This is a genomic window from Streptomyces griseus, assembly GCF_900460065.1.
Lineage (GTDB): Bacteria > Actinomycetota > Actinomycetes > Streptomycetales > Streptomycetaceae > Streptomyces > Streptomyces griseus.
On the sequence record NZ_UAVD01000027.1, the window covers coordinates 72,647 to 98,128 of the forward strand.

General features: G+C 74.8%; 24 protein-coding genes. 11 read left to right on the forward strand and 13 right to left on the reverse strand.

Annotated elements, in window-relative coordinates; genetic code table 11:
• Window positions 1–59: 59 nt before the first annotated feature.
• Both DTB53_RS16070 and DTB53_RS16075 read left to right on the forward strand, forming a co-directional pair.
• Window positions 60–941: an NAD(P)H-binding protein gene (locus DTB53_RS16070; protein WP_012379599.1), complete on the forward strand. Its 882-nt coding sequence runs from the start codon at window positions 60–62 to the stop codon at window positions 939–941.
• A gap of 68 nt (window positions 942–1,009) precedes the next feature.
• Entirely contained in the window at window positions 1,010–1,501 is a 492-nt protein-coding gene (locus DTB53_RS16075; protein WP_012379598.1) for a hypothetical protein, read from the forward strand.
• A 119-nt stretch (window positions 1,502–1,620) separates the two neighbouring features.
• Here the strand turns inward: DTB53_RS16075 and DTB53_RS16080 are convergent, their stop codons facing one another.
• Window positions 1,621–2,586, reverse strand: coding sequence for an AraC family transcriptional regulator (locus DTB53_RS16080; RefSeq protein WP_003967137.1), 966 nt, complete (start codon window positions 2,584–2,586; stop codon window positions 1,621–1,623).
• Window positions 2,587–2,687: 101 nt separating this feature from the next.
• Here DTB53_RS16080 and DTB53_RS16085 point away from each other — a divergent pair, with 101 nt between their 5' ends.
• Complete coding sequence (locus DTB53_RS16085; protein WP_012379597.1) at window positions 2,688–3,539, forward strand: NAD(P)H-binding protein; 852 nt, start codon at window positions 2,688–2,690, stop codon at window positions 3,537–3,539.
• Between the two features lie 33 nt (window positions 3,540–3,572).
• Here the strand turns inward: DTB53_RS16085 and DTB53_RS16090 are convergent, their stop codons facing one another.
• The gene (locus tag DTB53_RS16090; RefSeq protein WP_012379596.1) at window positions 3,573–4,046 is read right to left on the reverse strand and encodes a carboxymuconolactone decarboxylase family protein; all 474 of its coding nucleotides are present in this window, start codon (window positions 4,044–4,046) and stop codon (window positions 3,573–3,575) included.
• 118 nt (window positions 4,047–4,164) lie between these two features.
• Window positions 4,165–7,035 (reverse strand): AfsR/SARP family transcriptional regulator, encoded by a 2,871-nt coding sequence (locus DTB53_RS16095; protein WP_012379595.1) that lies wholly within the window; start codon window positions 7,033–7,035, stop codon window positions 4,165–4,167.
• Between the two features lie 126 nt (window positions 7,036–7,161).
• Here DTB53_RS16095 and DTB53_RS16100 point away from each other — a divergent pair, with 126 nt between their 5' ends.
• Window positions 7,162–8,769: an MFS transporter gene (locus DTB53_RS16100; protein ID WP_012379594.1), complete on the forward strand. Its 1,608-nt coding sequence runs from the start codon at window positions 7,162–7,164 to the stop codon at window positions 8,767–8,769.
• Between the two features lie 148 nt (window positions 8,770–8,917).
• Here the strand turns inward: DTB53_RS16100 and DTB53_RS16105 are convergent, their stop codons facing one another.
• The gene (locus DTB53_RS16105; RefSeq protein ID WP_003967132.1) at window positions 8,918–10,108 is read right to left on the reverse strand and encodes a flavin-containing monooxygenase; all 1,191 of its coding nucleotides are present in this window, start codon (window positions 10,106–10,108) and stop codon (window positions 8,918–8,920) included.
• Window positions 10,109–10,312: 204 nt separating this feature from the next.
• Here DTB53_RS16105 and DTB53_RS16110 point away from each other — a divergent pair, with 204 nt between their 5' ends.
• Window positions 10,313–10,765, forward strand: coding sequence for a hypothetical protein (locus DTB53_RS16110; protein ID WP_012379593.1), 453 nt, complete (start codon window positions 10,313–10,315; stop codon window positions 10,763–10,765).
• The gene (locus DTB53_RS16115; RefSeq protein WP_012379592.1) at window positions 10,762–11,193 is read left to right on the forward strand and encodes a Zn-ribbon domain-containing OB-fold protein; all 432 of its coding nucleotides are present in this window, start codon (window positions 10,762–10,764) and stop codon (window positions 11,191–11,193) included. The genes DTB53_RS16110 and DTB53_RS16115 overlap by 4 nt, the downstream gene beginning before the upstream one ends.
• A gap of 73 nt (window positions 11,194–11,266) precedes the next feature.
• On the opposite strand, the gene pspAB is transcribed toward DTB53_RS16115, so the two are convergent.
• The 4 genes from pspAB to DTB53_RS16135 form a co-directional block, all read right to left on the reverse strand.
• Window positions 11,267–11,851 carry a PspA-associated protein PspAB gene (pspAB, locus tag DTB53_RS16120; protein WP_003967129.1) on the reverse strand — a complete coding sequence of 195 codons (585 nt, stop codon included), beginning with the start codon at window positions 11,849–11,851 and terminating at the stop codon, window positions 11,267–11,269.
• A gap of 21 nt (window positions 11,852–11,872) precedes the next feature.
• Window positions 11,873–12,781, reverse strand: coding sequence for a zinc metalloprotease HtpX (gene htpX, locus DTB53_RS16125; protein ID WP_042496439.1), 909 nt, complete (start codon window positions 12,779–12,781; stop codon window positions 11,873–11,875).
• A 154-nt stretch (window positions 12,782–12,935) separates the two neighbouring features.
• Window positions 12,936–13,631: a pyridoxine/pyridoxamine 5'-phosphate oxidase gene (locus DTB53_RS16130; protein ID WP_042496436.1), complete on the reverse strand. Its 696-nt coding sequence runs from the start codon at window positions 13,629–13,631 to the stop codon at window positions 12,936–12,938.
• Between the two features lie 76 nt (window positions 13,632–13,707).
• Window positions 13,708–14,913 (reverse strand): thiolase C-terminal domain-containing protein, encoded by a 1,206-nt coding sequence (locus DTB53_RS16135; protein ID WP_012379589.1) that lies wholly within the window; start codon window positions 14,911–14,913, stop codon window positions 13,708–13,710.
• A gap of 165 nt (window positions 14,914–15,078) precedes the next feature.
• Here DTB53_RS16135 and DTB53_RS16140 point away from each other — a divergent pair, with 165 nt between their 5' ends.
• The gene (locus tag DTB53_RS16140) at window positions 15,079–16,320 is read left to right on the forward strand and encodes an acyl-CoA dehydrogenase family protein (protein ID WP_012379588.1); all 1,242 of its coding nucleotides are present in this window, start codon (window positions 15,079–15,081) and stop codon (window positions 16,318–16,320) included.
• Window positions 16,320–16,805: a nitroreductase family deazaflavin-dependent oxidoreductase gene (locus DTB53_RS16145; RefSeq protein ID WP_003967124.1), complete on the forward strand. Its 486-nt coding sequence runs from the start codon at window positions 16,320–16,322 to the stop codon at window positions 16,803–16,805. The genes DTB53_RS16140 and DTB53_RS16145 overlap by 1 nt, the downstream gene beginning before the upstream one ends.
• A 187-nt stretch (window positions 16,806–16,992) precedes the next feature.
• Here the strand turns inward: DTB53_RS16145 and DTB53_RS16150 are convergent, their stop codons facing one another.
• On the reverse strand, window positions 16,993–17,640 hold the full coding sequence (locus DTB53_RS16150; RefSeq protein WP_003967123.1) for a TetR family transcriptional regulator: 648 nt from the start codon (window positions 17,638–17,640) through the stop codon (window positions 16,993–16,995).
• A 330-nt stretch (window positions 17,641–17,970) separates the two neighbouring features.
• Between DTB53_RS16150 and DTB53_RS16155 the strand changes: the two genes are divergently transcribed.
• Both DTB53_RS16155 and afsK read left to right on the forward strand, forming a co-directional pair.
• Window positions 17,971–18,780, forward strand: a complete 810-nt coding sequence (locus DTB53_RS16155) for a VOC family protein (protein ID WP_012379587.1) — start codon at window positions 17,971–17,973, stop codon at window positions 18,778–18,780.
• Between the two features lie 276 nt (window positions 18,781–19,056).
• Window positions 19,057–21,480 (forward strand): protein serine/threonine kinase AfsK, encoded by a 2,424-nt coding sequence (afsK, locus tag DTB53_RS16160; protein ID WP_012379586.1) that lies wholly within the window; start codon window positions 19,057–19,059, stop codon window positions 21,478–21,480.
• 31 nt (window positions 21,481–21,511) lie between these two features.
• Here afsK and DTB53_RS16165 read toward each other — a convergent pair whose 3' ends face one another.
• Entirely contained in the window at window positions 21,512–22,192 is a 681-nt protein-coding gene (locus DTB53_RS16165) for a hypothetical protein (protein ID WP_012379585.1), read from the reverse strand.
• Window positions 22,193–22,398: 206 nt separating this feature from the next.
• Between DTB53_RS16165 and DTB53_RS16170 the strand changes: the two genes are divergently transcribed.
• Window positions 22,399–22,926, forward strand: a complete 528-nt coding sequence (locus DTB53_RS16170; protein ID WP_012379584.1) for a hypothetical protein — start codon at window positions 22,399–22,401, stop codon at window positions 22,924–22,926.
• A 107-nt stretch (window positions 22,927–23,033) separates the two neighbouring features.
• On the opposite strand, the gene DTB53_RS16175 is transcribed toward DTB53_RS16170, so the two are convergent.
• From DTB53_RS16175 to DTB53_RS16185, 3 genes are read right to left on the reverse strand one after another with little or no spacing between them, the layout of a single operon-like run.
• On the reverse strand, window positions 23,034–23,810 hold the full coding sequence (locus tag DTB53_RS16175; RefSeq protein WP_012379583.1) for an enoyl-CoA hydratase/isomerase family protein: 777 nt from the start codon (window positions 23,808–23,810) through the stop codon (window positions 23,034–23,036).
• Window positions 23,811–23,813: 3 nt separating this feature from the next.
• Window positions 23,814–24,269, reverse strand: a complete 456-nt coding sequence (locus tag DTB53_RS16180) for a Zn-ribbon domain-containing OB-fold protein (protein ID WP_003967117.1) — start codon at window positions 24,267–24,269, stop codon at window positions 23,814–23,816.
• Between the two features lie 4 nt (window positions 24,270–24,273).
• On the reverse strand, window positions 24,274–25,422 hold the full coding sequence (locus tag DTB53_RS16185) for a lipid-transfer protein (protein WP_012379582.1): 1,149 nt from the start codon (window positions 25,420–25,422) through the stop codon (window positions 24,274–24,276).
• Window positions 25,423–25,482: the final 60 nt, after the last annotated feature.

Below are 25,482 nucleotides of genomic sequence, written 5' to 3' on the forward strand. Positions count from 1 at the left end.
ACATTCCTTCCGGACGCTGAGTCATGGGCAGAGCCGCTCCGACGGGCCAGGCTGGTGCCATGACTTCCGCACACATGACTCAGACATCCACGACCTCCACGCGGGAACCCGTACTCGTGACCGGCGGCACCGGCAAGACCGGCCGCCGGGTGGTGGCCCTCCTCCGCGAGCGGGGCGTGGAGACGCGGGCGGCCTCGCGGTCCGGCGAGACCCCGTTCGACTGGACGGACCCCACCACCTGGGCGGCGGCCCTGGACGGTGCCGCCGCCGTCTACATCACCCCGCTCGACGCCTCGCCCTCCCCGACGCCCGCCTTCGTCGAACAGGCCGTCGCGAGCGGGGTGCGGCGGCTGGTGCTGCTCTCGGCCCGGGGGACGGACCAGCCCGGCTACTTCGGCCCCGGCCACGACGACGGCGGCCCGCACGGCGCGGGGGAGCGGGCCGTCCGCGCCTCCGGGGTGGCCTGGACGATCCTGCGGCCCGGCTGGTTCGCCCAGAACTTCAGCGAGGGCGTCTTCCACGACGCCGTACGCGACGGCGAACTGGCGCTGCCCACCGGGGACGGGAAGGCGTCGTTCGTCGACGCCGACGACATCGCGGAGGTGGCCGTCGCCGCGCTCACCGAGGACGGTCACGCGGGCCAGGAGTACGGGCTCTCGGGACCGCGCGCGCTCGGCATGGACGACGTCCTGGACGAGATCGCGAAGGAGACCGGGAAGCGCGCCGCGTACGTCCCCCTCGACACGGCCGCCTTCCGCGCCGGCCTCGTCTCCCAGGGCTTCACGGACGAGGAGGCGGGCCTCTGGACGGACGCCCTGAACCCGATCACCAGCAGCCGGGAGGCGCCCGTCCTGGACGGGGTGCGCCGGGCGCTCGGCCGGGAGCCGCGCGACTTCGCGGTCTTCGTCCGGGACGCGGCGGCGCGGGGCGCCTGGGGCTGAGCCTCCGGCGCCGGGACCGGTCTTTCCGTTCGGACGTGCCGGTGGCCGGGGGAACGTAGCCTTCGCACATGCGTGCTGGATGGGTGGGCGCTGTTCTGACGGCGGGGCTGGTGCTGTGGTTCGGCTGGGGGCTGGCCGGGCTGGTGACCGTGGGGTGCGACTGGGACCCCAAGGGCTGCGGTGTCCCGGAAGGGGGCGGCAAGTACTTCACCGCTGTCATGGCCGCGCCCTGGCCCCTGGGCATCATCCTCAAGACGGGGTTCTACCGAAAGGACTGGCGCCGCACTCTGGGCTACCCGGCCGGAGCGTTCGCGGGGGCGGCGGTCGCCCTGGGCATGGGCACGTCCGCCGGCCACTGGGTCGTCGCGTCCGTCCTCGTGCTGATCGGCGTCCTCATTCCGTGGCTGGCCCGGTACACCACCGAAGAGGCCCGCGAGGTCAGGCGCCAGGAGCGCGAGCGCCGCGCGCGCGAGGAGCGGCGCGAGCGGGCGCGGGTGCGGAGGAGGGAGCGTCGGCGGGAACGGCGCCGGAGCAGAGCGGCACAACGCGACGCGACGTGATGGCGGTCGGCCCGTCCGGCGGCGCACCCCGTCCGGCGGCGCACCGGCCGCGCACCCCGTCCGGCCGCGTACCGGCGCCGCCGGCCGCGAACCCCGCCGGAGCGGCCGGTGCGCCGCCCTCACCCCGCGGGGGCGGCCGTCTCCACCGGGTCGGTGGCGGCCGCCGCGCGCCGGAACGCGCTCGGGCTCTCGCCGCGCAGCCGCTTGAACGCCGTGCTGAAGCCGAACGCGTCCGCGTAGCCGACCCGCCGGGCCACGGCCGCCACCGTCAGCTCCGGGCGGGTCAGCAGGTCGGCCGCGAGCGTCATCCGCCAGGCGGTCAGATAGGCCACCGGGCCCTCCCCGACCAGCTCGGTGAACCGCTTCGCCAGGGTCGTCCGGGAGACCCCCGCCCGGACCGCCAGCTCCGCCGTCGTCCAGGGATGCGCCGGATCGGCGTGCATCGCCCGCAGGGCCGGGCCCGCCACCTGGTCGCCGAGCGCCCCGTACCACCCCGGCGGATCCGCCTCCGGCCGGTCGAACCAGTCGCGCAGCGTGCACACCAGCAACCAGTCCAGCAGCCGGTCGAGCACGATCTGTTCGCCCGGCCGCCCGCCGCCGATCTGCCCCTCCAGGTAGTCGCGCATCGGCCCGCAGTCCTGCTCGTCGGGCACCACGAGGGCGGGCGGCAGCGCCTGGAGGAGCCGCTGGGGCACCTGCGCCCGTACGTCGTAGGTGGCGGCCAACAGTACGGTGGGGAAAGCGGATTCGGGCCCGGACCCGGCCTCCGGTGCGGGGGCGGTGTCCGAAGCCGCGCCCCCGCCCGCGTCGCGCACGCCCCCGGCCCGCTCCGGCCCCGTACCGCCGGCCGGGTCGTCGGTGAAGACGAACGGGGCCGGACCGCGGACGATCGCCGCCTCGCCGACCTCCACCCGCAGCGGCTCGCCGCCCTCCGGCACGATCCATCCCCCGCCCCGCATCGGCAGGCACAGGGTCAGATACGCCCCGTCGGTGAACCGCACCGACCACGGCGCGCGCAGCACGGAACGGCCGAACACCGCGCCACTGCCCCGCACGCCCCGCAACAGTTCGTCGAACACGTCCATGACGCAACTGTAGGCAGAGCCGGCCGCGCCCCGGACGCTCACCTATGCACGGCGGACGGACGCCCATGGGCCCGGCGGATCGGCCGCGGTGGACTGGGCGCATGACGACGAACAGCACGCACCGCGGTCCGTCCGGAATCCTCGTCCTCGGCGGCACCGGCAAGACCGGCCGCCGGGTCGTGGACCGGCTGCGCGCGACCGGGACCACCACGGTCCGTCCCGCCTCCCGCTCCGGTGAGGTCCGCTTCGACTGGGCCCTCCCCGACACCTGGGAGCCCGCCCTCGCCGGGGCCGAGGCCCTCTACCTCGTCGCCCCCGAAGACCCGTCCCCCGTCGAGGAGTTCGTGACCCGCGCCGAGGCCTCGGGGGTCCGCCGCCTCGTGGTCCTGTCCGGCCACGGCATCGAGCACGCGGGGGAGGGCTTCGGCCGGGGCATGGCCGCGGCGGAGGAAGCGGCCCGGGAGTCGGGGGCCGAGTGGACCCTCCTGCGCCCCAACAACTTCTTCCAGAACTTCGACGAGGACCTCTGGCTGGCCCCGCTCCGCGAGGGCCGCCTCGGCCTGCCGATCGGGGACGTCCCCGAACCCTTCGTCGACGCCGACGACGTGGCGGCGGTCGCGGCGGCCGTCCTCACCGAGGACGGCCACGCGGGCCGCACGTACGTGCTGTCCGGGCCCCGGGCCCTCACCTTCGCCGGAGCCGCGAAGACCATCGCCCGCGCGGCCGGCCGCCCCGTCCGCTACGAGGAGCTGAGCCCCGCGGCGTACCGCGCGGAGCTCCTCGCCCAGGGGTGGCCGGAGGCCGCCGCCGACTCCCTGGGCGCGATGTTCGCCCTGCACCGCGCGGGCCACTCGGCCGAGGTGACCGACGACGTCCGCCGGGTGCTGGGCCGGGAGCCGGCGGACCTGGAACCGTGGGCGCGGCGCATCGCGGCCACGGGGGTCTGGGCGTAGCGCCCCCCGTTCGGGGCGGCGCGGTCGCGGCCGTCAGGCGAGCTGCCCCACCTGGTAGCCGCCGGCCGGCTGCTGGAGGATGACGTTCAGCCGGTTGAAGGTGTTGATCAGCGCGATCAGGGAGACCAGGGCGAGGAGCTGCTCCTCGTCGTAGTGCTCGGCCGCCCGCGCCCAGACCTCGTCCGGGGCCCCGCCCGCCGCGTCCGCGATACGGGTGCCCTGCTCCGTCAGCTCCAGCGCGGCGCGCTCGGCTTCGGTGAAGACGGTGGCCTCCCGCCACGCGGCGATCAGGTTCAGGCGCAGCGAGGTCTCCCCGGCCGCGGCGGCCTCCTTGGTGTGCATGTCCAGGCAACCGCCGCAGCCGTTGATCTGGCTCGCGCGGATCTTCACCAGCTCCTGCGTCGCCGCGGGCAGTGTCGTGCCCTCGACGACCTTGCCCGCCGAGACCAGGTGCTTCACGAGCTTGCCGGTGACCGGGCTGGCGAAGGCGTTGAGTCGGGCGTTCATGGTGTGCTCCCTCTGCTGTCGTCCGATGCTGCACACCTACGACGGAGCAGCCCCCGGCGATGTGACATCCGGGGGAGGGGAGTGACGGGCGTCACCCGGCGGGGGCGCCCGGGACCGCTCACGCCCGGGGCGGAGGATGCGGTTCCGCCAGGGCGGCCTCGGCGCGGGCCGCGTGGCCCGAGGCGTGGCTCTTGGCCCGGGCCCGGTTCAGATGGCGCCCGGCGGTGACCAGGTCGCCGCGGAGCCGTGCCGCCTGTCCCAGCCCGACCTCGGCACGGATCTCGCCCACGCTGTGGGCGCGTTCGGCCGAGACCGACAGCGCGCGCTCGTACAGCTCCGTCGCCCGCTCGGCGCGACCGCCCGCCAGCGCGCTCCCGCCGAGCCGGATCAGCGCCTCGACGACCTCCGTCCACAGGCCGAGTTCCTCGGCCATCAGGAGACCTTCCCGGTGCAGCCGTTCCGCCCGTTCGCGGTCGCCCCCGCGCTCGGCGGCCAGCGCCAGGGCCCGGGTGGCCCGCAGCCGGCCCCAGCGGTCGCCGGCCTCCACGAACAGGGCGGCGCCCAGTTCCGCCGACGCGTCCCCGCCCGGTGCGTGACCCGCGAGCTCGACGAGGGCCGCGGCCTCGCCCCAGCGGTCCCGGGCGGCGCGTGCCCCGGCCAGCCCCGCCTCCACCAGCCGCCGCCCATCGCCGTGGTGGCCGCCGCCGGTCAGCCCGGTGCCGACGAACCACTGCAACCGGGCCCTCAGCACCGGATCGCCGACGCCTTCGGTGGGGTCCCCGCCCGTCGGGGCCGCCTCCGCACCGGGCTCCGCCGTGCGCAGCTCGATACCGGCCAGCCAGGCCCGCGCCGCCGCGCGCGCCGCCGGGTCGGCCCCGCCCCCGGCGGCCAGCGCCGTCCGGAGCGACCGGCGGGCCTCGGTGAGCCGGCCGCGCAGGAACCAGTACCACGCCTGGGCGTTCACCAGCCGTACCGCGTACGCGGCGGCGTCCCGGGTGACCGCGAGATCCAGGGCGCGGCGCAGGTTGACGGTCTCCGCGTCCAGAACCTCCAGGCCGCGCCGCTGGTCCGGGCCGCGCAGCCGCTCGCTCTCCCGCTCGGCCAGCTCGGCGCAGTGGCGTACGAACCGCGCCTGCACGACGGTCTCCTCGGCCGCCTCCGCAAGCCGCTCGGCACCGTAGGCGGCCACGGATTCGAGCAGCCGGAACCGGTCTCCCTCCCGGACCACCAGCGAGCGGTCCACCAGCCGGGACAACAGGTCGGGGATCCGTCCGGCGCCCAGCCCGGCGTCGGCGCAGACCGCCTGGGCGGACGCCATCACACAGCCGTCGGCGCACACGACCAGGCGGCGCAGCACGGCGCGCTCGTCCTCGGTGAGCAGCTGCCAGCTCCAGTCGAGCATGCCCCGCAGGGTCCGCTGGCGCTCCGGGAGCCCGCGCACCCGGACGTCGGGCCGGGCGAACCGGTCGTCCAGACGGGCGGCGAGCTCGTGCGGGCTGAGCGTCCGCAGCCGGGACGCCACGAGTTCCAGGGCCAGCGGAATGCCGTCCAGGCGACGGCAGACGGCGGCGACGGCCTCGGCGTTGTCCGCGTCGAGGACGAAGCCGGGCGCCGCCGCCGCGGCCCGTCGCACGAAGAGTTCGACGGCGCCCGCCTGGGCGATCGTCCGCGGATCGGTGGGGTCCGGCAGCGTCAGCGGCGGTACCGGATGCACCACCTCGCCGGGGATGTCGAGGGGTTCCTGGCTGGTGAGCAGGAGGTGCGCCGCGGGAACGGCCGACAGCACGGCGCCCGCGAGCACGGCGACCGGCTCGACGAGGTGTTCGCAGTTGTCCAGCAGGACCAGCAACCGCCGGTCGGCCACGGCCCGGCACAGCCAGCCCACCAGGTCGTCCAGATCGGGCTCCGAGGCCGCGGTGTCGCACAACCCGAGTGTCGTGATGACCCGTTCGGCGATGTCGTCCGGGGTCGCCGTGGCTGCCAGGCCCGCCAGTTCGACCAGCCACACACCGTCGGCGAACCGGCCGGACGCGTCGCGCGCCGCGGCGACCGCCAGCCGGGTCTTCCCCACCCCGCCGAGGCCGGTGAGGGTGACGAGACGGGTGTCGCCGCCGGGGGCCAGCCGGGCCAGGAGCTGATCGGCCGCCTCGCGCCGGCCGATCAGCTCCGTCAGCGGGGCGGGCAGGTTGGTACGGGACGACGGCGATCCGACGGCGGGCGTGGCCAGCCGTGTCTCCTGGCGCAGGATCGCCTCGTGCAGCGCGGAGGCTTCCGGTCCGGGGGACGCCCCCAACTCCTCGGCGAGCCGCCGCCGCAGGTCCTGGAAGCTCCCCAGGGCGTCGCCCTGCCGCCCGGCCCGGTACAGGGCGCGCATATGGGTCGTGCGGAGCCGCTCGCGCAGCGGGTGGAGGTCCACGAGGGCCCCCAGCTCCGCCGCCAGGGCGGTGTGCTCGCCCCGGGAGAGACGCGCCTCGGCGTGCTCCTCGACGACGTTGAGCCGCAGCTCCTCCAGCCGGGTGATCTCACCGCGGGCGAACAGCGACTCGGCCACGTCGGCGTAGGCCGGGCCCCGCCACAACGCGAGTGCCCCGGCGAACAGTTCTGCCCGCACCGACGGCTCCCGGTGGGCGCGGGCGCGCTCGGCCAGCTCCTGGAACTCCAGGGCGTCGACGCTGTCGACCACGCTGTTCCCGTCGCGCCCGTCGCGCCCGTCGTCCGCGAGCAGCAGCCGGTAGCCGGCGGGCTCGCGGACCACCCGCTCCCGGCCCAGTACCCGGCGCAGCTGGGACACCTTGGTCTGCAGGGTGTTCGCCGAGTCGCCCGGCGGGCAGCTCGGCCAGAGGTCGTCGATCAGGCGGTCCGCCGGCACCGGTCCGCCGCCGTGGACGAGCAGGTTCGCCAGCAGGGCGCGGACCTTCGCTTCGGGAACCCTGACCGGCCGGCCCTCGGCGTCCCAGACGGCCAGTGGGCCGAGCACCCCGTAACGCATGGCCGGAGTCTAGGCCCTCGCGCCGGACCGGACGGGGCCCGGCGCCGGAGGACCGTCAGGAAACCGTGCGCGGGGGGCGGCACGGTGGCGCGTGCACGTTGCCGGACGCGAGACGCAGGGAGAGCCATGAGGACGACGACCGTAGGCGGAGCGGGTGCCCGGGAGTGGGGAGGGCTGGCCGTCCTGGCGTTGCCCACCGTGCTGCTGGGCCTGGACGTCACCGTGCTGTACCTGGCCCTCCCCTCGCTGGCGGAGGAGCTGCGGCCGTCCGGCACCCAGGAGTTGTGGATCATGGACGCCTACGGCTTCCTGATCGCCGGTTTCCTGCTCACCATGGGCACGCTGGGGGACCGGATCGGCCGCCGCAGGCTGCTGATGATCGGTGCAGCGGCCTTCGGGGCCGTCTCGGTGCTGGCGGCCTGGTCCACCAGCGCCGAGCTGCTCATCGTCGCGCGGGCGGCCCTGGGGATCGCCGGGGCGACCCTGATGCCGTCCACGCTGGCCCTGATCAGCAACATGTTCGCCGATCAGCGGCAGCGCTCCCTGGCCATCGGGGTCTGGGCGACGAGCTTCGCGCTCGGCATGGCGCTCGGGCCGGTGGTCGGCGGCGCGCTGCTGGACCACTTCTGGTGGGGTTCGGTGTTCCTCCTCGCGGTTCCCGTCGCGATCGTGCTGCTGGTCGCCGCTCCGGTCCTCATCCCCGAGTACCGGGCGCCGCGGAGCGGCCCGTTCGACCTGCCCGGCGTCGCGCTGTCGCTGGCCGCGATCCTGCCGGTGGTCTACGCGGTGAAGCGGTTCGCCGAGGACGGCCCCGGCGGACCCGCCCTCGTCGCCGCGGTGATCGGCGTCGTCTTCGCCGTGCTGTTCGTCCGGCGCCAGGCCGGGCTGGCGAACCCGCTGCTGGACGTGCGCCTCTTCGCCGACCGTACGTTCAGCGCCGCGCTGAGCGTGCTGCTCGTGGGCCTCGTCGGCGTCGGCGGCTCGATGCTGCTGATCACCCAGCAGCTCCAGTTCGTCGAGGGGCTGCCCCCCGTCGAGGCGGGCCTGTGGATGGGGCCGCCGGCCCTGCTGATGTTCCTGGCGGCGATCGGGTCGCCCCTGGTGGCCCGCCGGGTGCCGCCGGGCATCGTGGTGGCGGCCACCCTGGCGCTGTCCACGGCCGGTTACGTGCTGCTCGCCCTGGTGGACGCCTCGGACGGCCTCGCCCTGATGGTGATCGGTTTCGGCCTCGTCTACCTCGGGCTCGGGGCGATCGCGGCCCTGGGCACGGACCTGGTGGTCGGCGCCGCGCCGGCGGAGAAGGCGGGCTCGGCCTCGGCGATGTCGGAGACCGTGCAGGAGCTCGGCCTCGCGCTGGGTGTGGCGGTGCTGGGGAGTCTGGCCACCGCGGTCTACCGCGACCGGATCGACGACGCGATGCCCGCAGGTGTCCCGCCCGAGGTGGCCGAGGTGGCGGGCGACAGCCTCGCGGGCGCGGTCTCCTCGGCACAGCGGATGCCGGACGGCTGGCTCGACCACGCCAGGGAAGCGGCCACCTCCGGGATGAACACCGCGATGATCGTCGCCGCGGTCTGCACCCTGCTGCTCTCGTTCGTGTCCGCCGTCGTGCTGCGGCGGGTGGGCGTCATCGGCGGGACCGCCCCGGAGCCTGAGGGCCGGGCCCCGGAGCCCGACCGGAACGCCCGGGGGGCCGACGGGGATGACCCGGCGGAAACGGCCCTGTCGGGCGGCTGACGGGCAGGCACCCCCACGGCCGACGGCGCGCAGCCTCGTGGCAACCCGGCCCCGGGGCGTCGGCGCGACCGGGTCTCCGCGCGACCGGGTCTCCGCGCGACCGGGCCTCGGCGCGGACCGGGTTTCGGCGCGACCGGGCCCCGGGGCGTCAGCGCGACGCCCTGGCCACCCGCTTCGCGATCTTCTCCGCGTCCAGGGCCATTTCGCGGAGCATTCCGCTGATCGGGTTGGTGAAGCCGGTGAAGTGGAGCCCCGGGGCCCCCTTCGGTGAGCGTCCGCCGTGGGCGACCGGGCGGCCCCGCCCGTCCAGGACGTCCAGGTGGCCGAGCAGCGGCTCCAGCGCGCGGTCGTAGCCGGTGGCGGCGATGACGGCGTCCGGGGTGAGGCGGGTGCCGTCGGCCAGGACCACCGTGTCCTTGTCGAAGGAGGCGACCGTCGGCACCGGCGTGACCGCGCCGGACCTGACCGCGTCGATCAACCCCACGTCCTGGACCGGGATGGCGCCCTGGCGGACCCGGGAGTACAGGCCGGTGTCGGGGCGGGGGAGGCCCTGGGCGGCCAGGTCGGGTACGGCTATCCGGCTCATCACGGCTCCCGCGCGGTCGACGAGCCGCACCGGGAGGCGGCGGACCAGGATGCCGGTGGCCTGGGCCGGCCAGCCCGCGGTGGAGCGGCGGACGATGTGCGGGACCGTCCGGACCGCGATGCGCACCCGGGACGCGCCGCCCTCCGCGAGGTCCGCGGCGATCTCCGCGCCCGTGTTGCCGATGCCGACGACCAGGACGTCCTTGCCGGCGTACGGGGCCGGGTTCCGGTACGCCGCCGCGTGCAGCAGCTCGCCCGTGAACGTGTCGCGGCCCGGCCAGTCGGGGATGCGCGGGGTGTGGTTGAAGCCGGTCGCGACGACGACCGCGCGGCCCCGCAGGACCCGCCCGCCCGTCGCCGTGAGCTGCCAGTCGCCGGAGCCGTCGGGGGCCCGGTCGACCCTCGTCACCTCGACGCCGGTGACCACTTCCAGCCCGTGGTGCTCGGTGTACTTCTCCAGGTACCGCACCACGTCGTCCCGGCCCACCCAGCGCCCGAACCCGCGGGGCATGCGCAGCCCCGGCAGCGCCGACCAGCGGCGGGTGGTGTGCAGGTGCAGCCGGTCGTAGTGGCCGCGCCAGGAGGCGCCGACCCGGCCCGACTTCTCCAGGACCACGGCCCGTACGCCCCGGGTGCGCAGCGCGGCGGCGGCGGCGAGGCCTCCGGGACCGCCGCCGATCACATAGACGGGACGGTCGTCCGTACGGTCGGTGAGGGCGGCGGCAATGCCGGTGGGGGACGGGCTGTTGGGCATGGTTCGGAGCGTAATCGCCTGCTCTGTTGATGGGTCTCGGTCAAGAGGGAAATCGATTGCGAATTGATCACGGGCGGGGCCGGGGCGGTCCGGGCCGCCGCCGGAGCCTCGGCGGGGAGCGGCCGAAGCGCGCCCACCCCCTTGCGCCGGTGGCCCGTGTCCGGTGAACTGACGTACCGTCAGAAACACTTCCCCGGAGGCCCGATGCAGACGATCTGGCTCAGCGGTGCGGAATGGCTCGCCGTCCTGCGCATAGGCCTCGGCCTGTGGTGGCTGGAGAGCTGGCGGCACAAGGACAAGAAGGGCTGGTTCCAGCGCGGCACGGGCATCGCCTGGGCGGCGGACGTCGCGGGCAAGCACCGCTGGGGCGTGGTGCGCACCGGCTTCCGGCGGGTCGTCGAACCGCGCCCGAAGGCGATGGCGTACCTCGTCGTCAACGCGGAACTGGCCCTCGGCCTGGGCCTGGTGGTCGGATTCCTGACCCCCGTCGCCCTGGTCGCCGGGCTGCTCCTCAACCTGCTCTACCTGGTCCTGATGATCCACGACTGGGCCGAGCAGGGGCAGAACGCGATGATGGCGCTGATCTCGCTGGTCGCCCTGGTCGCGATGGCGTGGCAGACCTGGTCGCTGGACGCGGCGCTCGGACTGTTCCGGTGAGCGTCGACCGGGCGGCGGCCCCGCGCTTCGACCTTCCCGAGCCGGACGCCCTCACCCGCCCCTACTGGGACGCCGCGGCCGAGGGGCTGCTGCTCCTGCGCCGCTGCGGCGGTTGCGGGCGGGCCCATCACTACCCGCGCGAGTTCTGCCCGTACTGCTGGAGCGAGAACGTCGGCTGGGAGCGGGCGAGCGGGGCGGCGACCCTCTACACCTGGTCCGTCGTCCACCGCAACGACCTGCCGCCCTTCGGCTCCCGGGTCCCGTACGTCGCGGCCGTCGTCGACCTCGCCGAGGGTCCCCGGATGATGACGGAGGTCGTGGAGTGCGCGCCCGACGCTCTGCGGGTCGGGATGGGGCTGACGGTCGCGTTCCGGGGCGGCGAGGAGGCGGGCGGGACGGCGGTGCCGGTCTTCCGGCCGCGCGGCTGACCTGCGGGAGCCGCACGGTCACGGCCCTGGCCCCACACACACCGGTCACGGCCCTGCCGCCCCCCCACACCGGTCACAGCCCGGGCGCCCCCCACACCGGGAACCACCGGGACAGGTCCTTCTCCACCCGGAGGTCGTCCCCGAGGACGCCCCGCACCTGGAGCTCCAGCTGGTTGTCCCGCTTCTCGGCGCCGCCGGGCAGCGGGGCGAACGGGTAGAACGTGCCGCGTTTGTAGAGGTAGACCAGCGCCAGCGCACGCCCCTCGGCATCCCGGAAGCCGATCAGGGAGCACAGCAGATGCGGGCCGAAGCCGCCGTCCTGGAGCAGGGTGTTGACCGCGTGCAGGTCGTTGACCAGTGCGGCGGAGTCGTCGGCCGGTTGGGTGGCCAGCAGCCAGGTGTAGCCGTACGCGTCCCGGCTGAACTCCACCGGGACGCCGCCGCGCTCCGTGTCCGCGTCCAGCAGTTCGCGCACGTCCTCCTGGAGCCGGGCGAAGCCGCCGCCCTCCACGCCCGCGAAGCAGACCGAGCCCAGACCGGTCGGGGTGAAGCCGGTGGCGGCCTGGAGGGTGAGGGCGGCCGAGGGGACGGCGAAAAGCTGGTCGAGGTCGGGGCGGACCGGTTTGCTGCGGCCGAGGATCGCGTCGAACAGGCCCACGGGCGTAACTCCTCGAAGGACTCAGCGGGACAGGTCGGTGGAGATGCGGGACAGCTGGTCCAGGCGCTGCTCCAGCGTCGGGTGCGAGGAGAACAGCCGGCCCAGGGACTCCTTCGCGGAGAACGCGGGCATGAAGTAGAACGCGTTGTACGGCTCCGCCTTCCGCAGGTCCTCCGTCGGGATGCGGGCCATCTGCCCGCTGACCTTCGTCAGGGCCGAGGCGAGCGCGGAGGGCCGGCCGGTGAGCAGCGCGGCGGCCCGGTCGGCGGACAGCTCGCGGTAGCGGGAGAGCAGCCGGGTCAGCAGGAAGCTGATCGCGTACACGACGGCGCTGATCAGCGGGATCAGCAGCAGCAGGATGCCCGCGGGGTCGTTGCCGGGCCTGCTGCGGGCGAAGCCGCCCCACAGGGCTATCCGGGTCATGACGCCCGCCAGCACCCCGAGGAACGAGGCGATCGTCATGACGGCCACGTCCCGGTGGGCGACGTGCGACATCTCGTGGGCGAGGACGCCCTCCAGCTCCTCCGGCTCCAGTCTGCGCAGCAGGCCCGTCGTCGCGCAGACCAGGGCGGTCTTCTCGCTCCGCCCGGTGGCGAACGCGTTCGGCACGTCGCTCTCGGCGATGGCCACCTTGGGCTTGGGCATGTCCGCCAGCGCGCAGATCCGGTCGATGGTGCCGTGCAGCTCGGGAGCCTGCTCGGGGGTGACCTCGCGGGCCCCCATGCCGTACGCGGCGATGCGGTCGCTGAACCAGAACTGGGCGATGAACAGACCGCCCGTGATGACCAGGATGATCGGCCAGGAGCCCCGCAGGGCCGCGAGGAGCACGCCCACGAAGACGACGTAGAGCAGACCGATCAGGAACATGGTGGTGACCATGCGGCCGGTCAGACCCCGGTCGGGGGCGTAGCGCGAACGGGCTCGTGGCATCGGTGCCTCCCAACAGCTCACCTCTCACCTGACTCCCATAGTGCCCCTTCGCGATCAGAACCGGATAAAGGTGCTGTCTGCACCTGTTCGGGGCGGAACAGCCCGGGACCGCCCGCTCCCCGCACCGGAGCGGCCCGGGGGCCGTTCGCGCGGGTCACGGCCAGAGCAGCTCGCGCGTCCAGTCGCCCCCCGCCCGGAGGCGGTAGCGCAGCCGGACGTGCCGGCGGCGGGCGTCGCCCTGGAAGAACTCGACCTCGGCCGGCTCGACCACGTACCGGGTCCAGGTCGGCGCCTCCGTGTCCGGTTCCGCCCGCGCCCGGTCCCAGGCCGCGTCCGCCGCCCGGTGCAGCTCCGCCACGGATCCCACGACCTCGCTCTGCGCCCCGGTCAGCGCGGCGGCGAGCGCCCCGGTGGACCGCGCGTGCAGGTCGGCGTGGCTCTCGGCGGGCGTGCAGCGGGCGACGGGGCCCCGGACCCGTACCTGCCGGCCCTGCGCGGGCCAGTAGAAGCCGAGGGCGGCGTGCGGGCGGGCGGCGAGCTGGCGGCCCTTGGCGCTGGTGGCGTGGGTGGCGAAGTGCCAGCCCCGCTCGTCCGCCTCGTGCAGCAGCAGCGTGCGCACGTCGGGGAGGCCCTCGGCGTCGGCGGTGGCCAGCGACATCGCGTGCGGCTCCGGCTGCCCCGCCGCCACGGCCTCGGCGAACCAGGTCCGAAAGAGGGGGAGGGGGCCGGGCGGGACGGCCGCCGGGTCGAAGGAGGGCAGCTCGGTGTCCCAGACGCGCTGCGCGTGCAGGAGGTCCTGGAAGGCGGGAGTGGCGGGGGACGGGGGTGGAGCTGCGCTGTCGTCGGTCATGGGGCCATTGGACCGCACGGGGCCGCAGAGCGTGCCCGCCGTCGTCGGGAAGGGCCGGGCGGCCGGGTCCGGCCTCTCACCCCCGCCCCAGCACCACCGTCCCCGACGAGCAGAACCAGCCGCCCGTCCCCGAGGCCACCGCCAGCTCCGGCAGCGCGCCCCCGGCCTTGCGCACCTGCCGGAGTCCCGCCTCGCCGCGCAGTTGCCGTACCGCCTCCACCAGCAGGAACAGCCCCCGCATCCCGGGGTGGCACGCGGACAGCCCGCCGCCGTCCGTGTTCACCGGGAGCTCGCCGCGCAGCCCGGTGCGGCCCTTCTCGACGAACGCGCCGCCCTCGCCCTTCGCGCAGAAGCCCAGGTCCTCCAGGGTCACCAGGGTCATGTAGGTGAACGCGTCGTAGATCTCGGCCAGGTCGATGTCGGCCGGTCGCACCCCGGCCCGGTCGAAGGCCAGACGGCCGGAGACGGCCGCGGGGGAGACCGTGAAGTCCTCCCACTCGGACATCGCGGCGTGCGAGACGTGCTCCCCGGTCCCCAGGACCCAGACGGGCGCCTTCGCCGAGTCGGGCACGTACTCCTCGGCGGCCAGCAGCACCGCGCAGCCCCCGTCGCTGCGGATGCAGCAGTGCAGCTTGGTGAAGGGGTCCGCGATCATGGGCCCCGACAGCACCTCGTCCACCGTGATCGGGTCCCGGAACATCGCCTCCGGGTTCGCCGCCGCGTTCGCCCGCGCCGCCACCGCCACCTCGGCGAGCTGCTCCAGCGTCGTGCCGTACTCGTGCATGTGGCGGCGGGCGGCCATCGCGTACTTGGCGATCAGGCTGTGCCCGTACGGCACCTCGAACTGCGCCGGTCCCCGCGCCCCGAAGGACAGGTTCGACGTGCGGCGGCCCGCCCGGATGTCGGCCCGCGCCGTCGACCCGTAGACGAGGAGCACGGCCCGGGCCCGGCCCGCGGCGATGGCGTCCGCCGCGTGGGCGGCCATCACCTCCCAGGTGGCGCCGCCCACCGCCGTGGAGTCGACCCAGGTGGGCCGCAGCCCCAGGTATGCGGCGACCTCCACCGGGGCGAGCGTCCCGAGCCCGGCGGAGGCGAAGCCGTCGACGACGGAGCGGTCGAGCCCGGAGTCGGCGAGCGCGCGACGGGCGGCCTGGGCGTGCAGGGCGTACGGAGTGGCGTCGTCCACCCGGCCGCAGTCCGCCAGCGCCACGCCGACGACGGCGACCTTGCGCGGACGGCGGGAGCGACTCGGTGCGGGGGAGGTCGAAGCGGCTGCCGGCATGAATCTGACGGTACATCAGATTCGTGGCGCCGCAACCGTTCCCGGTCGACGGCTTCCCTCGCTCGCCCCGGTGCGGGACTCTGGGAATTCCCTCCCCCCGCACCTAATATGACGGCTCGTCAGATCGGGGTCCGCTCGCCGGCCCCGGGTGGAAGGAGCCCGCCGATGGACGCCGCCTTCACCGCGGAACAGCACGAGATCCGCCGCACCCTGCGCGAACTGCTCGCCCGGAGCGGTGGCCCCGACGCGATCCCCGCCGCCGTGCGCACCGCCGAGGGCTACGACCCGGCCCTGTGGCGCCGGCTCGCCGGGGGCCTCGGGCTGCCGGGCCTGGCGCTCGCGGAGGAATACGGCGGGGCCGGGTGCACGGTCACCGAGCTGGCCCTCGCCTGCGAGGAGACCGGGCGCGCACTGCTGCCCACACCGCTGCTCGCCACCGCCGTCCTCGCCGCACCTCTGATCGACGCCCTCGGCACCCCGGACCAGCGGGCCGCCCTGCTGCCCCGGATCGCCGCGGGCACCCTGACCGCCGCCCTCGCCGTCCCCGGCGGCTCGCTCGCCACCGCCCTCGGCCTCACCGGCGACAACGCCGACGGGGCGTGGGCGGGCGGCGGCCGGGCGGGCGGCATCCAGGCCCGCGGACCCGGGGAGGACGGCGGCCGGCGGCTCTACGGGGAGGCCGACCGGGTCCTGGACGGACACAGCGCCCACCTGCTCCTGGTCGCCGCCCACGCCGGGGGCTACCCGCGCAGCCGTACACAGCTGTTCCTGGTCGACGCCGGAGCGGCGGGGCTGGCGCGCACCCGGCTCACCGCGCTCGACGAGACCCGCCCGCTGGCCCGCGTCGAGCTGCGCGACACCCCGGCCGAGCTGCTCGGCGCGGACGCGGACGCCGACGCCACCGCCGCGCTCACCGCCGCCGGACGCGCCGCGGCCGCGATCCTCGCCGCCGAGGCGGTCGGAACGGCGGCGAGCGCCCTGGAGCGCACGGTGGAGTACGTGAAGGCGCGCGAGCAGTTCGGCAGGGCGGTCGGCTCGTTCCAGGCCGTCAAACACCGCCTCGCCGACCTGTACGTACGGGTCGAGGCGGCCCGCTCCGCCGCGTACCACGCCGCCCGCGACCCGGAGGCCGGGCCCCTCGCCCTCGCCCAGGCCCTGGAGGCGGCCGGGATCACCACCGGTGAGGCCGTCCAGCTGCACGGCGGCATCGGCTTCACCTGGGAGCACGAGGCGCACCGGTATCTGAAGCGGGCGGCGGGCGACGAACTCCTCTTCGGGCCGGTCCACCGGCTGCGCGACCACGCGGCGCGGCGGGCCGGACTCTTCGGTGCCGCCGCCGCGTTCCGGCAGCCCGCCGCCACCGCGTCCCGGCCGTCGGCGGGCCTCGCGTACGGGGCGGGCGTCTGATGGCCTCCGCCCGCGGGGTGCGGCTGGTCCAGAAGGTCTCCTCGACCCGGGCCTTCGGGCGGATCGCGCCGCACGTCGTCCCCGTCCTGGACCGGGCCGTGCACCGGCTCACCCGGGGGAAGGTGCTGCTCAGCGCCCGGATGCTGCCCGGGCTCGTCCTCACGGTGCCGGGCGCGCGCACCGGCCGGCCGAGGACCACGCCGCTGGCCTGCATGCCGGAGGGCGACGTGGAGGGCAGCTGGATCCTCGTCGGCAGCAACTTCGGGCGCCCGGGTCACCCGGCCTGGACCGCGAATCTGCTGGCCCGCGGGGACGAGGCGGTCATCAGCTGGCGCGGCCGGGACATTCCGGTGCGCGCGACCCTGCTGGAGGGTGAGGAGCGGGAGCGGGCGTGGCGGGCCGCACTCGCGTTCTGGCCGCCGTACGCGGCGTACCAGCGACGGCTGGAGCGGCAGATCCGGCTGTTCCGGCTGGACCGGCGGTAGCGGCCCGGGTTCCGGCCCTCCGGACCGGTCCGGCCCCGCCTGCGGGAACGCCGACGGCGGACCACCGGCAGGGGTGCGTGGGTGGTCCGCCGTCGGTGAGACAGGACGTGGGACGTCCGGGTGGACGGATGCCCGCCCGGTGGCGAGGGGCGTTCGGGGCCGGGTGGCCCCCCGCGCCCCGGACCGCTTACTTCGCCGGCTTCTTGCCGGTGATGCCGAGGTGCACCAACAGGGCGAGGTTGGGCCGCAGTTCGGCCTGCTTCACGCCCCAGGTGGTGAACCCCTTCTGGTGCGAGGCGACCGCGGCCAGCATCGCCACCAGGGAGCCCGCCATCGCGGCCGGGCTGACGTCCTTGTCGACCTTGCCCTTGCTCTGGAGCTCCTTCACGGAATCCGTGAGGGAGTTGGTGACCGAGTTCAGGATCTTCATACGGATCTTGTAGAACCGCTTGTCCCCCTCGGCCGCCCCGAGGTCGATCACGCGGAGGATCGCGTCGTTGTGCCGCCAGAAGTCGAGGAATCCCTCGACGAGTTGTTCGGCGGTGGTCCAGCCGGCCTTGCCGACCCAGGAGCGTCCGGCGACCAGTTCGGTCAGTCCGGCGCCCTCCTTGGCGACCTCCTCGGCGATTTCGAGGACGGCGCCCTCCACGTCGGGGAAGTACTGGTAGAAAGTCGCGGGTGAAGTCCCGGCCTTCCGGGCGACGTCGATGACTTTGACGTCCCGGTACGGCGAGGAGCTGAGCATCTCGCTGAGGCAGTCGAGCAGCTTCTGCCGCGTCGCCTGACCGCGTCGACCGGCCACGCGGCCGTCGACGGTGCGTACTTGTCCTGTCATGCCGTCAGCTTACCGAGGGGTGATGGGAGCGCGATTCGGCCGACTGCAAATGGGGAACGCCGCAGGACCGGCGGGGTGCGCGGGGGATGGCGGGCGGCGGTTTTCGGCCGCGGTGCGCGAGGCTCCGGAGCGGGAGGCGGCGCCGGAGTAAATGTTATCAACAGCCTGTGGACAACTTCGGTGGACAACTTTCGTCCACATGGTGAGCGCGCCTTCACCAATCGGTCAAAGGTTCCCTTTAGGTGCTTCCGAGGCGCGCGTGACCGGGCCCGACGCTACGTTGAGTGTGACGGGCGTCACGGCGTCACTGCTACGGAAGGACCCGGTCCCATGGCCGCATTCGCGCATTCCGCGCCGTGCTGGGCGGACGTGCAGCTCCCCGACCTCGAAGCGGGCAAGCGCTTCTACGGCGGGCTGTTCGGCTGGACCTTCCGGGCGGGCGACGGCATGCCCTTCGCGGACGCGCTCAGCGACGGCCGCCTGGTCGCCGCGCTCGCCGCCAAGAAGGACGGCCGGATGCCCACGGCCTGGGGCGTCTACTTCTCCACCGACGACATCCGGGCCTCCGTGGCCTCGGTCCGCGAGCACGGCGGCCAGGTCATCACCGAGCCCGTGCGGGCGGGGCGCGCCGGGATCGTGGCGGAGGCGGCCGACCCCGGTGGCGCGGTCTTCGGGCTGTGGCAGCCACAGGAGCGCGCGGGCTTCGAGAAGCTGCGCGACCCCGGCTCCTTCTGCTGGACCGAGGTCTACACCCGGCGGCCGGAGCTGGTGGACCCCTTCTACGAGAAGGTCTTCGGCTTCCACGGCACCGACCTGGACGAGGCGGGCCACGGCGTCCGTGACGGCGCCGAAGCGCTCGTCGACTTCCGTACGTGGTCCCCCGAGGGCGTCGAACCGGGGCCGGACACCGCCGTCGGCGGCCGCAGCGTCATCACGGACGCGTTCCCGGCCGAGATGCCGAGCTACTTCCTCATCTACTTCGCCGTCGCCGACTGCGACGCCGCCGCCGAACTCGCCGTGCGGCTCGGCGGCCGGGTCGCCCAGCAGCCCTCCGACATCCCCTACGGGCGGATGGCCGTGCTCCACGACGACCAGGGGGCCGCCTTCGCCGTACTGGAGCCCGCCGAACCGCGCCCGTGACCCCGGCTTCCGCACCCGCCGGCCCCTTCCCGCACCCCGGTGTGGGGGGATACCGCCCGAAGTGGCACGAGACACTCCCTTCCGCCCCCGGGTTCGCAACCGGGGCCCGGGCCAGGAAGAATCGGGGGGCGTACCGCCAGGTGGTGCCCAGTGGTGAGAACCTGCACAGGGCGTGCCGCGCGGTGCGGGACTCGACCGGGCGGCAGGCGGGATGCGACCGGGCGGTAATTCGCGGACTTCCTCGCCGAGGTCCGTTCACGGGGAGGTGGCAGGCAAGTGGTGGAGCAGCTGACGCAGCACGACCCGAGACGGATCGGCCCGTTCGAGGTGCTGGGACGACTCGGGGCCGGCGGCATGGGGCTGGTCTATCTCGCGCGGTCGGCGTCCGGCCGGCGGGTGGCGATCAAGACCGTGCGGACCGAGCTCGCCGAGGACCAGCTCTTCCGGGTCCGCTTCACGCGCGAGGTCGAGGCCGCCCGCGCGGTCAGCGGGTTCTACACCGCCGCCGTGGTCGACGCCGACCCGCGGGCCGCCGTGCCCTGGCTCGCCACCGCCTACGTGCCCGCGCCCTCGCTCGAAGAGATAGTGAACGAGTGCGGCCCCATGCCGACCCAGGCGGTGCGCTGGCTGGCCGCCGGCATCGCCGAGGCCCTCCAGTCCATCCACGGCGCGGGCCTCGTCCACCGCGACCTGAAGCCGTCCAACGTCCTGGTCGTCGAGGACGGCCCCCGGGTGATCGACTTCGGCATCGCGTCCGGCGTCTCCAACACCCGGCTGACCATGACGAACGTCGCCGTCGGCACGCCCGCGTACATGTCGCCCGAGCAGGCCCGGGACTCCCGCAGCGTCACCGGGGCCAGCGACATCTTCTCGCTGGGCTCCACGCTCGTCTTCGCCGCCACCGGGCACGCCCCCTTCCACGGGGCCAATCCGGTCGAGACGGTCTTCATGCTGCTGCGCGAGGGTCCCGACCTGGAAGGGCTCCCCGACGACCTGCGGCCGCTGATCGAGTCCTGCATGCAGATGGACGCCACCCAGCGGCCGAGCCCCGCCGACCTCCAGGCCCAGCTCGCCCCGCACCTCTTCGCCTCCGGCAGCGACGACAGCGGCACGGCCTCGGCCTGGCTGCCGGTCCCGGCCACCGCGATGATCGAGCGTCGCCGGGGCGGGCGACGCACCGCGCCGCCCGCCCCGGCCACGCCCCCGCCGCCTCCGCGGCAGCCCCCCAGGGCCCCGGAGCGGGACACCGCCTGGCGCAGCGGGGCCGACCTGCGTTCGCCCTCCCCGCTGTCCTCGCCCTCGCCGCTGTCCGGCGCGTCCGGACCGGCCGCAGGCCCCTCCGCCGCTCCCGACGGCGGTCCCGTCCAGCTGCCCGGCGCCAAGGTGCCGATCGGCCCCGGGCCGCGCGCGGGGGAGGGGCGGGGGGCCGCCGCCGCGCACCCCGCCGCCGCGACCGGCTGGGTCCGGCCGCCCGCCGGAGTGAACGGTTCCTCGGCGGTCACGGCCCCCACCGCACCCGTCCCGGCCTCGACGTCCGCCCCGGACGGCCCGTCGCCCGCGCCCGACCGCTGGCGGCCCTGGCGCTTCCGCATGTCCAACGACGTGTGGGGGACGCCCGTCGTCTCCGGCGACCTGCTGTACGTGACGTCCTTCGAGGTCCACGCGCTGGACGTGGGCAACGGCCGACGCCAGTTCAAGACCCGGGACGTGGCCTGGGCGATGGCCGTCGAGGGCGGCAGGATCCACGCCTCGGACGGCCCCTCGCTGTACGCGCTGGACGCCGCGAGCGGGGCCGAGCAGTGGCGGCTGGCCACCGACGCCTGGGTGTACGCCCTCAAGGCCGACCGGGGCACGGTCCTGACCGCGACCCGGGGCGGCGGCGTCCAGGGCTGGGAGGCATCCAACGGCGAGAAGCTGTGGGAAGTCACCGGTGCGCAGAGCGACTTCGAGACGGCGGAGGCCGGTCCGGTCATCCACGACGGCACGGTGTACCTCTGGCAGGACGCCCGGCTGCGCGCGCTGGACGCCCGTACGGGCCTGGAGCGCTGGTCGTACCCGATCGGCGACGCGGCCTCCTGCGGCGGCGTCCCCGTCCGGGTCACCCCGGCCACCGACGGCTACGTCTACGTCGCGGCGGGCACCCGGGTGCTGGCGGTGGAGACCGGCTCCGGCCGGGTGCGCTGGCACTTCGAGGCCCCGGCGGTCTTCCTCTCCCCGCCGGCGTTCGCACCCGGCCCGGCGGTGACCGGCGGCGGGGTGTACCTCGCGGATTACCTCGGCACGGTGTACGCGCTGGACGCGACGACCGGCAAGGACCGCTGGCGGATCGCCACGGAGGCCCGGTCCTCCATCGAACCGGTGCTGGTCGCGGTGGGCAACGTGCACGTCGGCAGCGGCAGTGCGCTGTACACCCTGGACGCGGTCACGGGCACCCCGAAGTGGCGCTTCGCGGCGGGCGGCGACGTGGTGGGCGCGCCGGTGGTGGCGGACGGCCGGGTCCACTTCGGCTCGGCGGACCACGTGCTCTACACCCTGGACGCGGCGGGCGGCCAGCTGCGCTGGAAGCTCGCGACGGGCGGCGAGATCACGGGGTCCCCGGTGGCGCAGGCGGGCGTGGTGTACGCGTGCAGCAAGGACCGCTGCGTGTACGCGCTGGACGCGCTGAAGGGCACGGGTACGGGGAACCGGGCGCGGACCTGAGGCCGTCCGCTTTCCGTCCTCGGGGCGGGCGTCAACCCCGCGGAGGCCGGTGCGGCGGATGCACCGGGTCCCGGGGGTCGTCCTCCGGGTGCGGGTCGGCCTGCGGATACGACCGCGTACCGGGGTCACGGGGGTCGGGCCCCGTGTACGGGTCCACCTCCGGCTCCGGCCACGGCGACGTCTGCACGGACATCCCCGGTTCCTGCGTCGGCGGCCAGGTGTCCACCTGATCCGCCGCCGGCGCGGCATACGGCTCCACCGGCTCCCGCTCCCGGTCCCGCCGGCTCCGCCGGACCTGCCGGCCCCGCCCGCTCATCAACAACGCCCCGATCAGCATCAGCACCCCGCCCGCCAACGCGTTCACCACGCCCACCTGGAGCCCGGACCCGTCGCCGGCCACCACCAGCGACCCCGCGGCCTGCCCCTGGCGGACCATCCACAGGACCGTGAAGCCCAGCACCACCAGACCCGCGAGGGCGACCACCAGCCGGGACCGGAGCACCACGCCCGCGATCACCAGCAGTGCGGCGGCCAGGAACGGCAGCAGCATCGACACCAGCACCCCCGGCTCCGCGGCGGTGATGCCCCCGAAGAGGTCCTCCACCCGGTAGTCCTGCCCCGCCCGCCCGGCGTACCAGTCGCGGAACGGGCTCAGCACGGCCGAGGCCGCCCCGGCCAGGGCGACGAGGGAGCCGAGGACGTTGCGGATCATCGTCAGCCTCCAGGGCGTCGTCCCGCGAGCACGCGCATCCCCCGCAGCCGACGCTACGCCGGGACGATCACCCCCGCCACGCGGACGATGACGGGACCGTGACAGGGTCATGACCTGGACGTGGGGTGGCGTGCGGCATGCTGACGGTGACGACGCACGCCATCGGCGCGACGTACCGGCAACGACGATCAAGGGGGGCTGCATCCATGATGCGGCGACAGACGAAACTCGCGGCGGTCCTGGTCGTGGTGGTACTCGCACTCACCGGGTTCTCCGGCTCCACCAGCGGCGGCAAGGGCAAGAGCGGCAAGAGCGGCAGCTCGGGCGGTGGCGGGTGCTCCAGCTCGAAGAAGAGCAACAACGGCTACCGCGACAACGACTTCGACGACGACTACGACGACTCCTCGTCCTCCGGCTCGTCCGGCTCCTACGGAACCCCGACGCCCTCCGCGTCCGACGCGCCCGTCGTCCGGGTGGTCCGCTGCGCCGCACCGCGCAAGGGCAAGCGCAAGGCGGTCACCTCGTCGCTGGTCGAGGTGCGGTCGAACCACCCCGGTACCCAGGCGTACGAGATCGACGTGCGGTTCGTCGACGCCCTCGGCAACACCGTGGACACGGCCGAGGCCACCACGGTCCTCGACGTCGATGAGGCGCGCACGCTCACCGTGCGGATGGAGAGCCCCGGCAAGGTGTCCCGGGTCAAGCGCTGCGAGGTGACCGCCGAGGCGATCTGACCGCCTGACCGCCTGACGGCCGGGTCACCGGGCCGCTCGACCGACGGGCGGAGCGGGTCACCTGGCCGCTCGACCGCCTGTCCGCCGGGCCCCTCGCCCGCATCCGTTCACCGCACTCGCGGCTTCCCGCCCGCACCCCGCCCCGCGAACAGCTCCGCCTGCCGTTCCGGGGCGAGGTTGCCGAGGGCGATCAGCGCCGGGGCCTGGGCCATCGCCTGGGCCCTGGCCGCCTCCTTCGCCGACCACACGGCCCGGACCGTGCCCTGGACCGCCTCCGTGGGGTAGCCGGCGATCACCGCCGCCGAGCGGAGCGCGGCCGCCACCGCACAGCCCGGCTCCGTCACCTCGCTGACCAGCCCGACCGCGTACGCCCGCTCGGCGCTCACCCGCTCCGCGGTGCCCATGAGGGCCATCCGGGCGACCTCCCCGAACGGCATCCGCTGGGCCATCGCGACGGCCTCGTACGCCGAGACCATCCCGTACGTCGTGTGCGGGTCGAAGAACGTCGCCTCGCGGGACGCGACGACGAACTCCGCCTCGCCGAGCAGATAGAACGCCCCGCCGCACGCCATCCCCTCCACCGCCGCGATCACGGGCTTCCACAGGTCGTTCGCCTTGGGCCCGATCCGCAGGAGCGGGTCGTCGACGGCGTACGGGGACGGCGGCTGCGGGACCTCGACCCCCCGGTCGATCCCGGTGCAGAAGGCCCGCGTCCCGGACCCGGTGACGACCACCGCCCGTACCGTCTCGTCGAACCTCAACTCGCGCCACAACGCGGACAGCTCACCGGCCGTCTCCAGGTCGATCGCGTTGAGTCTCGCCGGCCGGTCCAGGGTGACGAGCGCGACCCCGGTGCTCCCGTCCCGCTCGGTGCGCAGGGCCATCGGTCACCGCTCCAGGAGCCAGCGCACGAGCGTGACGCCGCCCCCGGGTCCCGCCGGGCAGAACACGGCCCGCACCGGGGCCCCGATCCGCAGCCGCGCCGGGTCCACCGAGTTCAGCGGGGCGTCCGGGCCGGCGACGACGTTCCCGGCCAGCCGGATCCGCGGAGCCTCCGCCAGCTCCACCAGTACCGCGTTGTACGGGGCCTGTTCGGCGTAGGCGGGAAGCAGCGGCGGATGCGGGACGACGTACGACCAGAGCCGGCCGCGGCCGCTCATCTCCCGCCACGCGCTCTCGAACGATCCGCAGTGCGGGCAGCAGGGCCGGGGCGGGAAGCGCAGCTCGCCGCAGGCGGGGGAGGCGCAGGCCTGCACGCGCAGTTCGCCGCGCGCGGCGTACTCCCAGAACGGCGCGCCGTCCTCGTCGACGACGGGAAGCAGCGGGGAATCGTCCACGGTCATCTCCTCAACTCCTCAGCAGTACGGCCGACGTCGGAACGCCCTCGCCGGCGGTGACCAGGCAGGTCGCGGCGTCGGGCACCTGGGCGGTGGAGGTGCCGCGCAGTTGCTTCACGCCCTCGGTGATGAGATTGAAGCCGTGGACGTACGCCTCGCTCAGCCCCCCGCCACCGGTGTTGACCGGGAGCCGCCCGCCGATCTCCAGGGCCCCGCCCTCGGTGAACGCCCCGCCCTCGCCGCGCCCGCAGAAGCCGTAGCCCTCCAGGGAGAGCGGGACGAGCGGGGTGAAGGCGTCGTAGATCTGGGCCACATCGACGTCCTCGGGCCCGAAGTCGGCCTGTTTCCAGAGCTGCCGGGCGGCCGTCCAGGCGGGGCCGGTCAGCGGGTCGTCGTTCCAGTAGTTGACCATCCCGTGGTGCTGGGCGGGCAGCCCCTGGGCGACGGAGTGGAGATAGACGGGCTTGTGCCGGCAGTCGCGGGCGCGCTCGGCGGAGACGATCACGCAGGCCAGCGCGCCGTCGGTCTCCAGGCAGTTGTCGAAGAGGCACAGGGGTTCGCTGATCCAGCGGGAGGTCATGTACATCTCGCGGGTCAGCGGATGGTCGTACATGATCGCGGCCGGGTTCTGGTTGGCCCGGTTGCGGCAGGCGAGCGCCACGTTGAAGAGGTGGTCGCGGGTGGCCCCGTACTCGTGCAGGTAGCGGCGGGCCAGCATGCCGATCTCGTCGGCGGGCCGCAGCAGCCCGTAGGGGCGGGTCCACTGGGCGGGCGTGGGGAGCTGGACGGCGGTGTTCTTCCAGGGGCGGGGGCCGGAGCCGCGCTTGCGCGACCGCCAGGCGACGCCGACGCTCGCCTGTCCGGTCGCGACGGCGGCGGCGAGGTGGGCGAGCGTGGCGCAGGAGCCCCCGCCCCCGTACCCCACCTTGCTGAAGAAGGTGACGTCCCCGGCCCCGATCGCCTTGGCGACCTCGACCTCGTCGGTCTCCTCCATGGTGTACGAGGCGAATCCGTCCACCTCCGACGGGGCGATGCCCGCGTCGTCGAGGGCCGCCAGGATCGCTCGGCAGGCGAGGGTCTTCTCCGACTCGGGGAGCCGTTTCGCGAACGCCGTCTGCCCGATCCCGGCTATCGCCGTCGCGTCCTTGAGCGTTGCCATCCGCTGACCTCCCGCACCGTCGCTCCTGCTGACAGCGGCAGAGGCTACCGCTAATCTGAC

Bases quoted from the DNA above. Each gene is read 5' to 3' on its own strand.
- DTB53_RS16165 (WP_012379585.1), bottom strand. From the start codon at position 22,192: ATGATCCGCAACGTCCTCGGCTCCCTCGTCGCCCTGGCCGGGGCGGCC.
- DTB53_RS16100 (WP_012379594.1), top strand. From the start codon at position 7,162: ATGAGGACGACGACCGTAGGCGGAGCGGGTGCCCGGGAGTGGGGAGGG.
- DTB53_RS16150 (WP_003967123.1), bottom strand. From the start codon at position 17,640: ATGACAGGACAAGTACGCACCGTCGACGGCCGCGTGGCCGGTCGACGC.
- DTB53_RS16185 (WP_012379582.1), bottom strand. From the start codon at position 25,422: ATGGCAACGCTCAAGGACGCGACGGCGATAGCCGGGATCGGGCAGACG.
- DTB53_RS16080 (WP_003967137.1), bottom strand. From the start codon at position 2,586: ATGGACGTGTTCGACGAACTGTTGCGGGGCGTGCGGGGCAGTGGCGCG.
- DTB53_RS16180 (WP_003967117.1), bottom strand. From the start codon at position 24,269: ATGACCGTGGACGATTCCCCGCTGCTTCCCGTCGTCGACGAGGACGGC.
- DTB53_RS16135 (WP_012379589.1), bottom strand. From the start codon at position 14,913: ATGCCGGCAGCCGCTTCGACCTCCCCCGCACCGAGTCGCTCCCGCCGT.
- htpX (WP_042496439.1), bottom strand. From the start codon at position 12,781: ATGCCACGAGCCCGTTCGCGCTACGCCCCCGACCGGGGTCTGACCGGC.
- DTB53_RS16095 (WP_012379595.1), bottom strand. From the start codon at position 7,035: ATGCGTTACGGGGTGCTCGGCCCACTGGCCGTCTGGGACGCCGAGGGC.
- DTB53_RS16170 (WP_012379584.1), top strand. From the start codon at position 22,399: ATGATGCGGCGACAGACGAAACTCGCGGCGGTCCTGGTCGTGGTGGTA.
- DTB53_RS16140 (WP_012379588.1), top strand. From the start codon at position 15,079: ATGGACGCCGCCTTCACCGCGGAACAGCACGAGATCCGCCGCACCCTG.
- DTB53_RS16155 (WP_012379587.1), top strand. From the start codon at position 17,971: ATGGCCGCATTCGCGCATTCCGCGCCGTGCTGGGCGGACGTGCAGCTC.
- DTB53_RS16090 (WP_012379596.1), bottom strand. From the start codon at position 4,046: ATGAACGCCCGACTCAACGCCTTCGCCAGCCCGGTCACCGGCAAGCTC.
- DTB53_RS16110 (WP_012379593.1), top strand. From the start codon at position 10,313: ATGCAGACGATCTGGCTCAGCGGTGCGGAATGGCTCGCCGTCCTGCGC.
- DTB53_RS16105 (WP_003967132.1), bottom strand. From the start codon at position 10,108: ATGCCCAACAGCCCGTCCCCCACCGGCATTGCCGCCGCCCTCACCGAC.
- DTB53_RS16075 (WP_012379598.1), top strand. From the start codon at position 1,010: ATGCGTGCTGGATGGGTGGGCGCTGTTCTGACGGCGGGGCTGGTGCTG.
- DTB53_RS16130 (WP_042496436.1), bottom strand. From the start codon at position 13,631: ATGACCGACGACAGCGCAGCTCCACCCCCGTCCCCCGCCACTCCCGCC.
- DTB53_RS16145 (WP_003967124.1), top strand. From the start codon at position 16,320: ATGGCCTCCGCCCGCGGGGTGCGGCTGGTCCAGAAGGTCTCCTCGACC.
- DTB53_RS16070 (WP_012379599.1), top strand. From the start codon at position 60: ATGACTTCCGCACACATGACTCAGACATCCACGACCTCCACGCGGGAA.
- DTB53_RS16175 (WP_012379583.1), bottom strand. From the start codon at position 23,810: ATGGCCCTGCGCACCGAGCGGGACGGGAGCACCGGGGTCGCGCTCGTC.
- DTB53_RS16085 (WP_012379597.1), top strand. From the start codon at position 2,688: ATGACGACGAACAGCACGCACCGCGGTCCGTCCGGAATCCTCGTCCTC.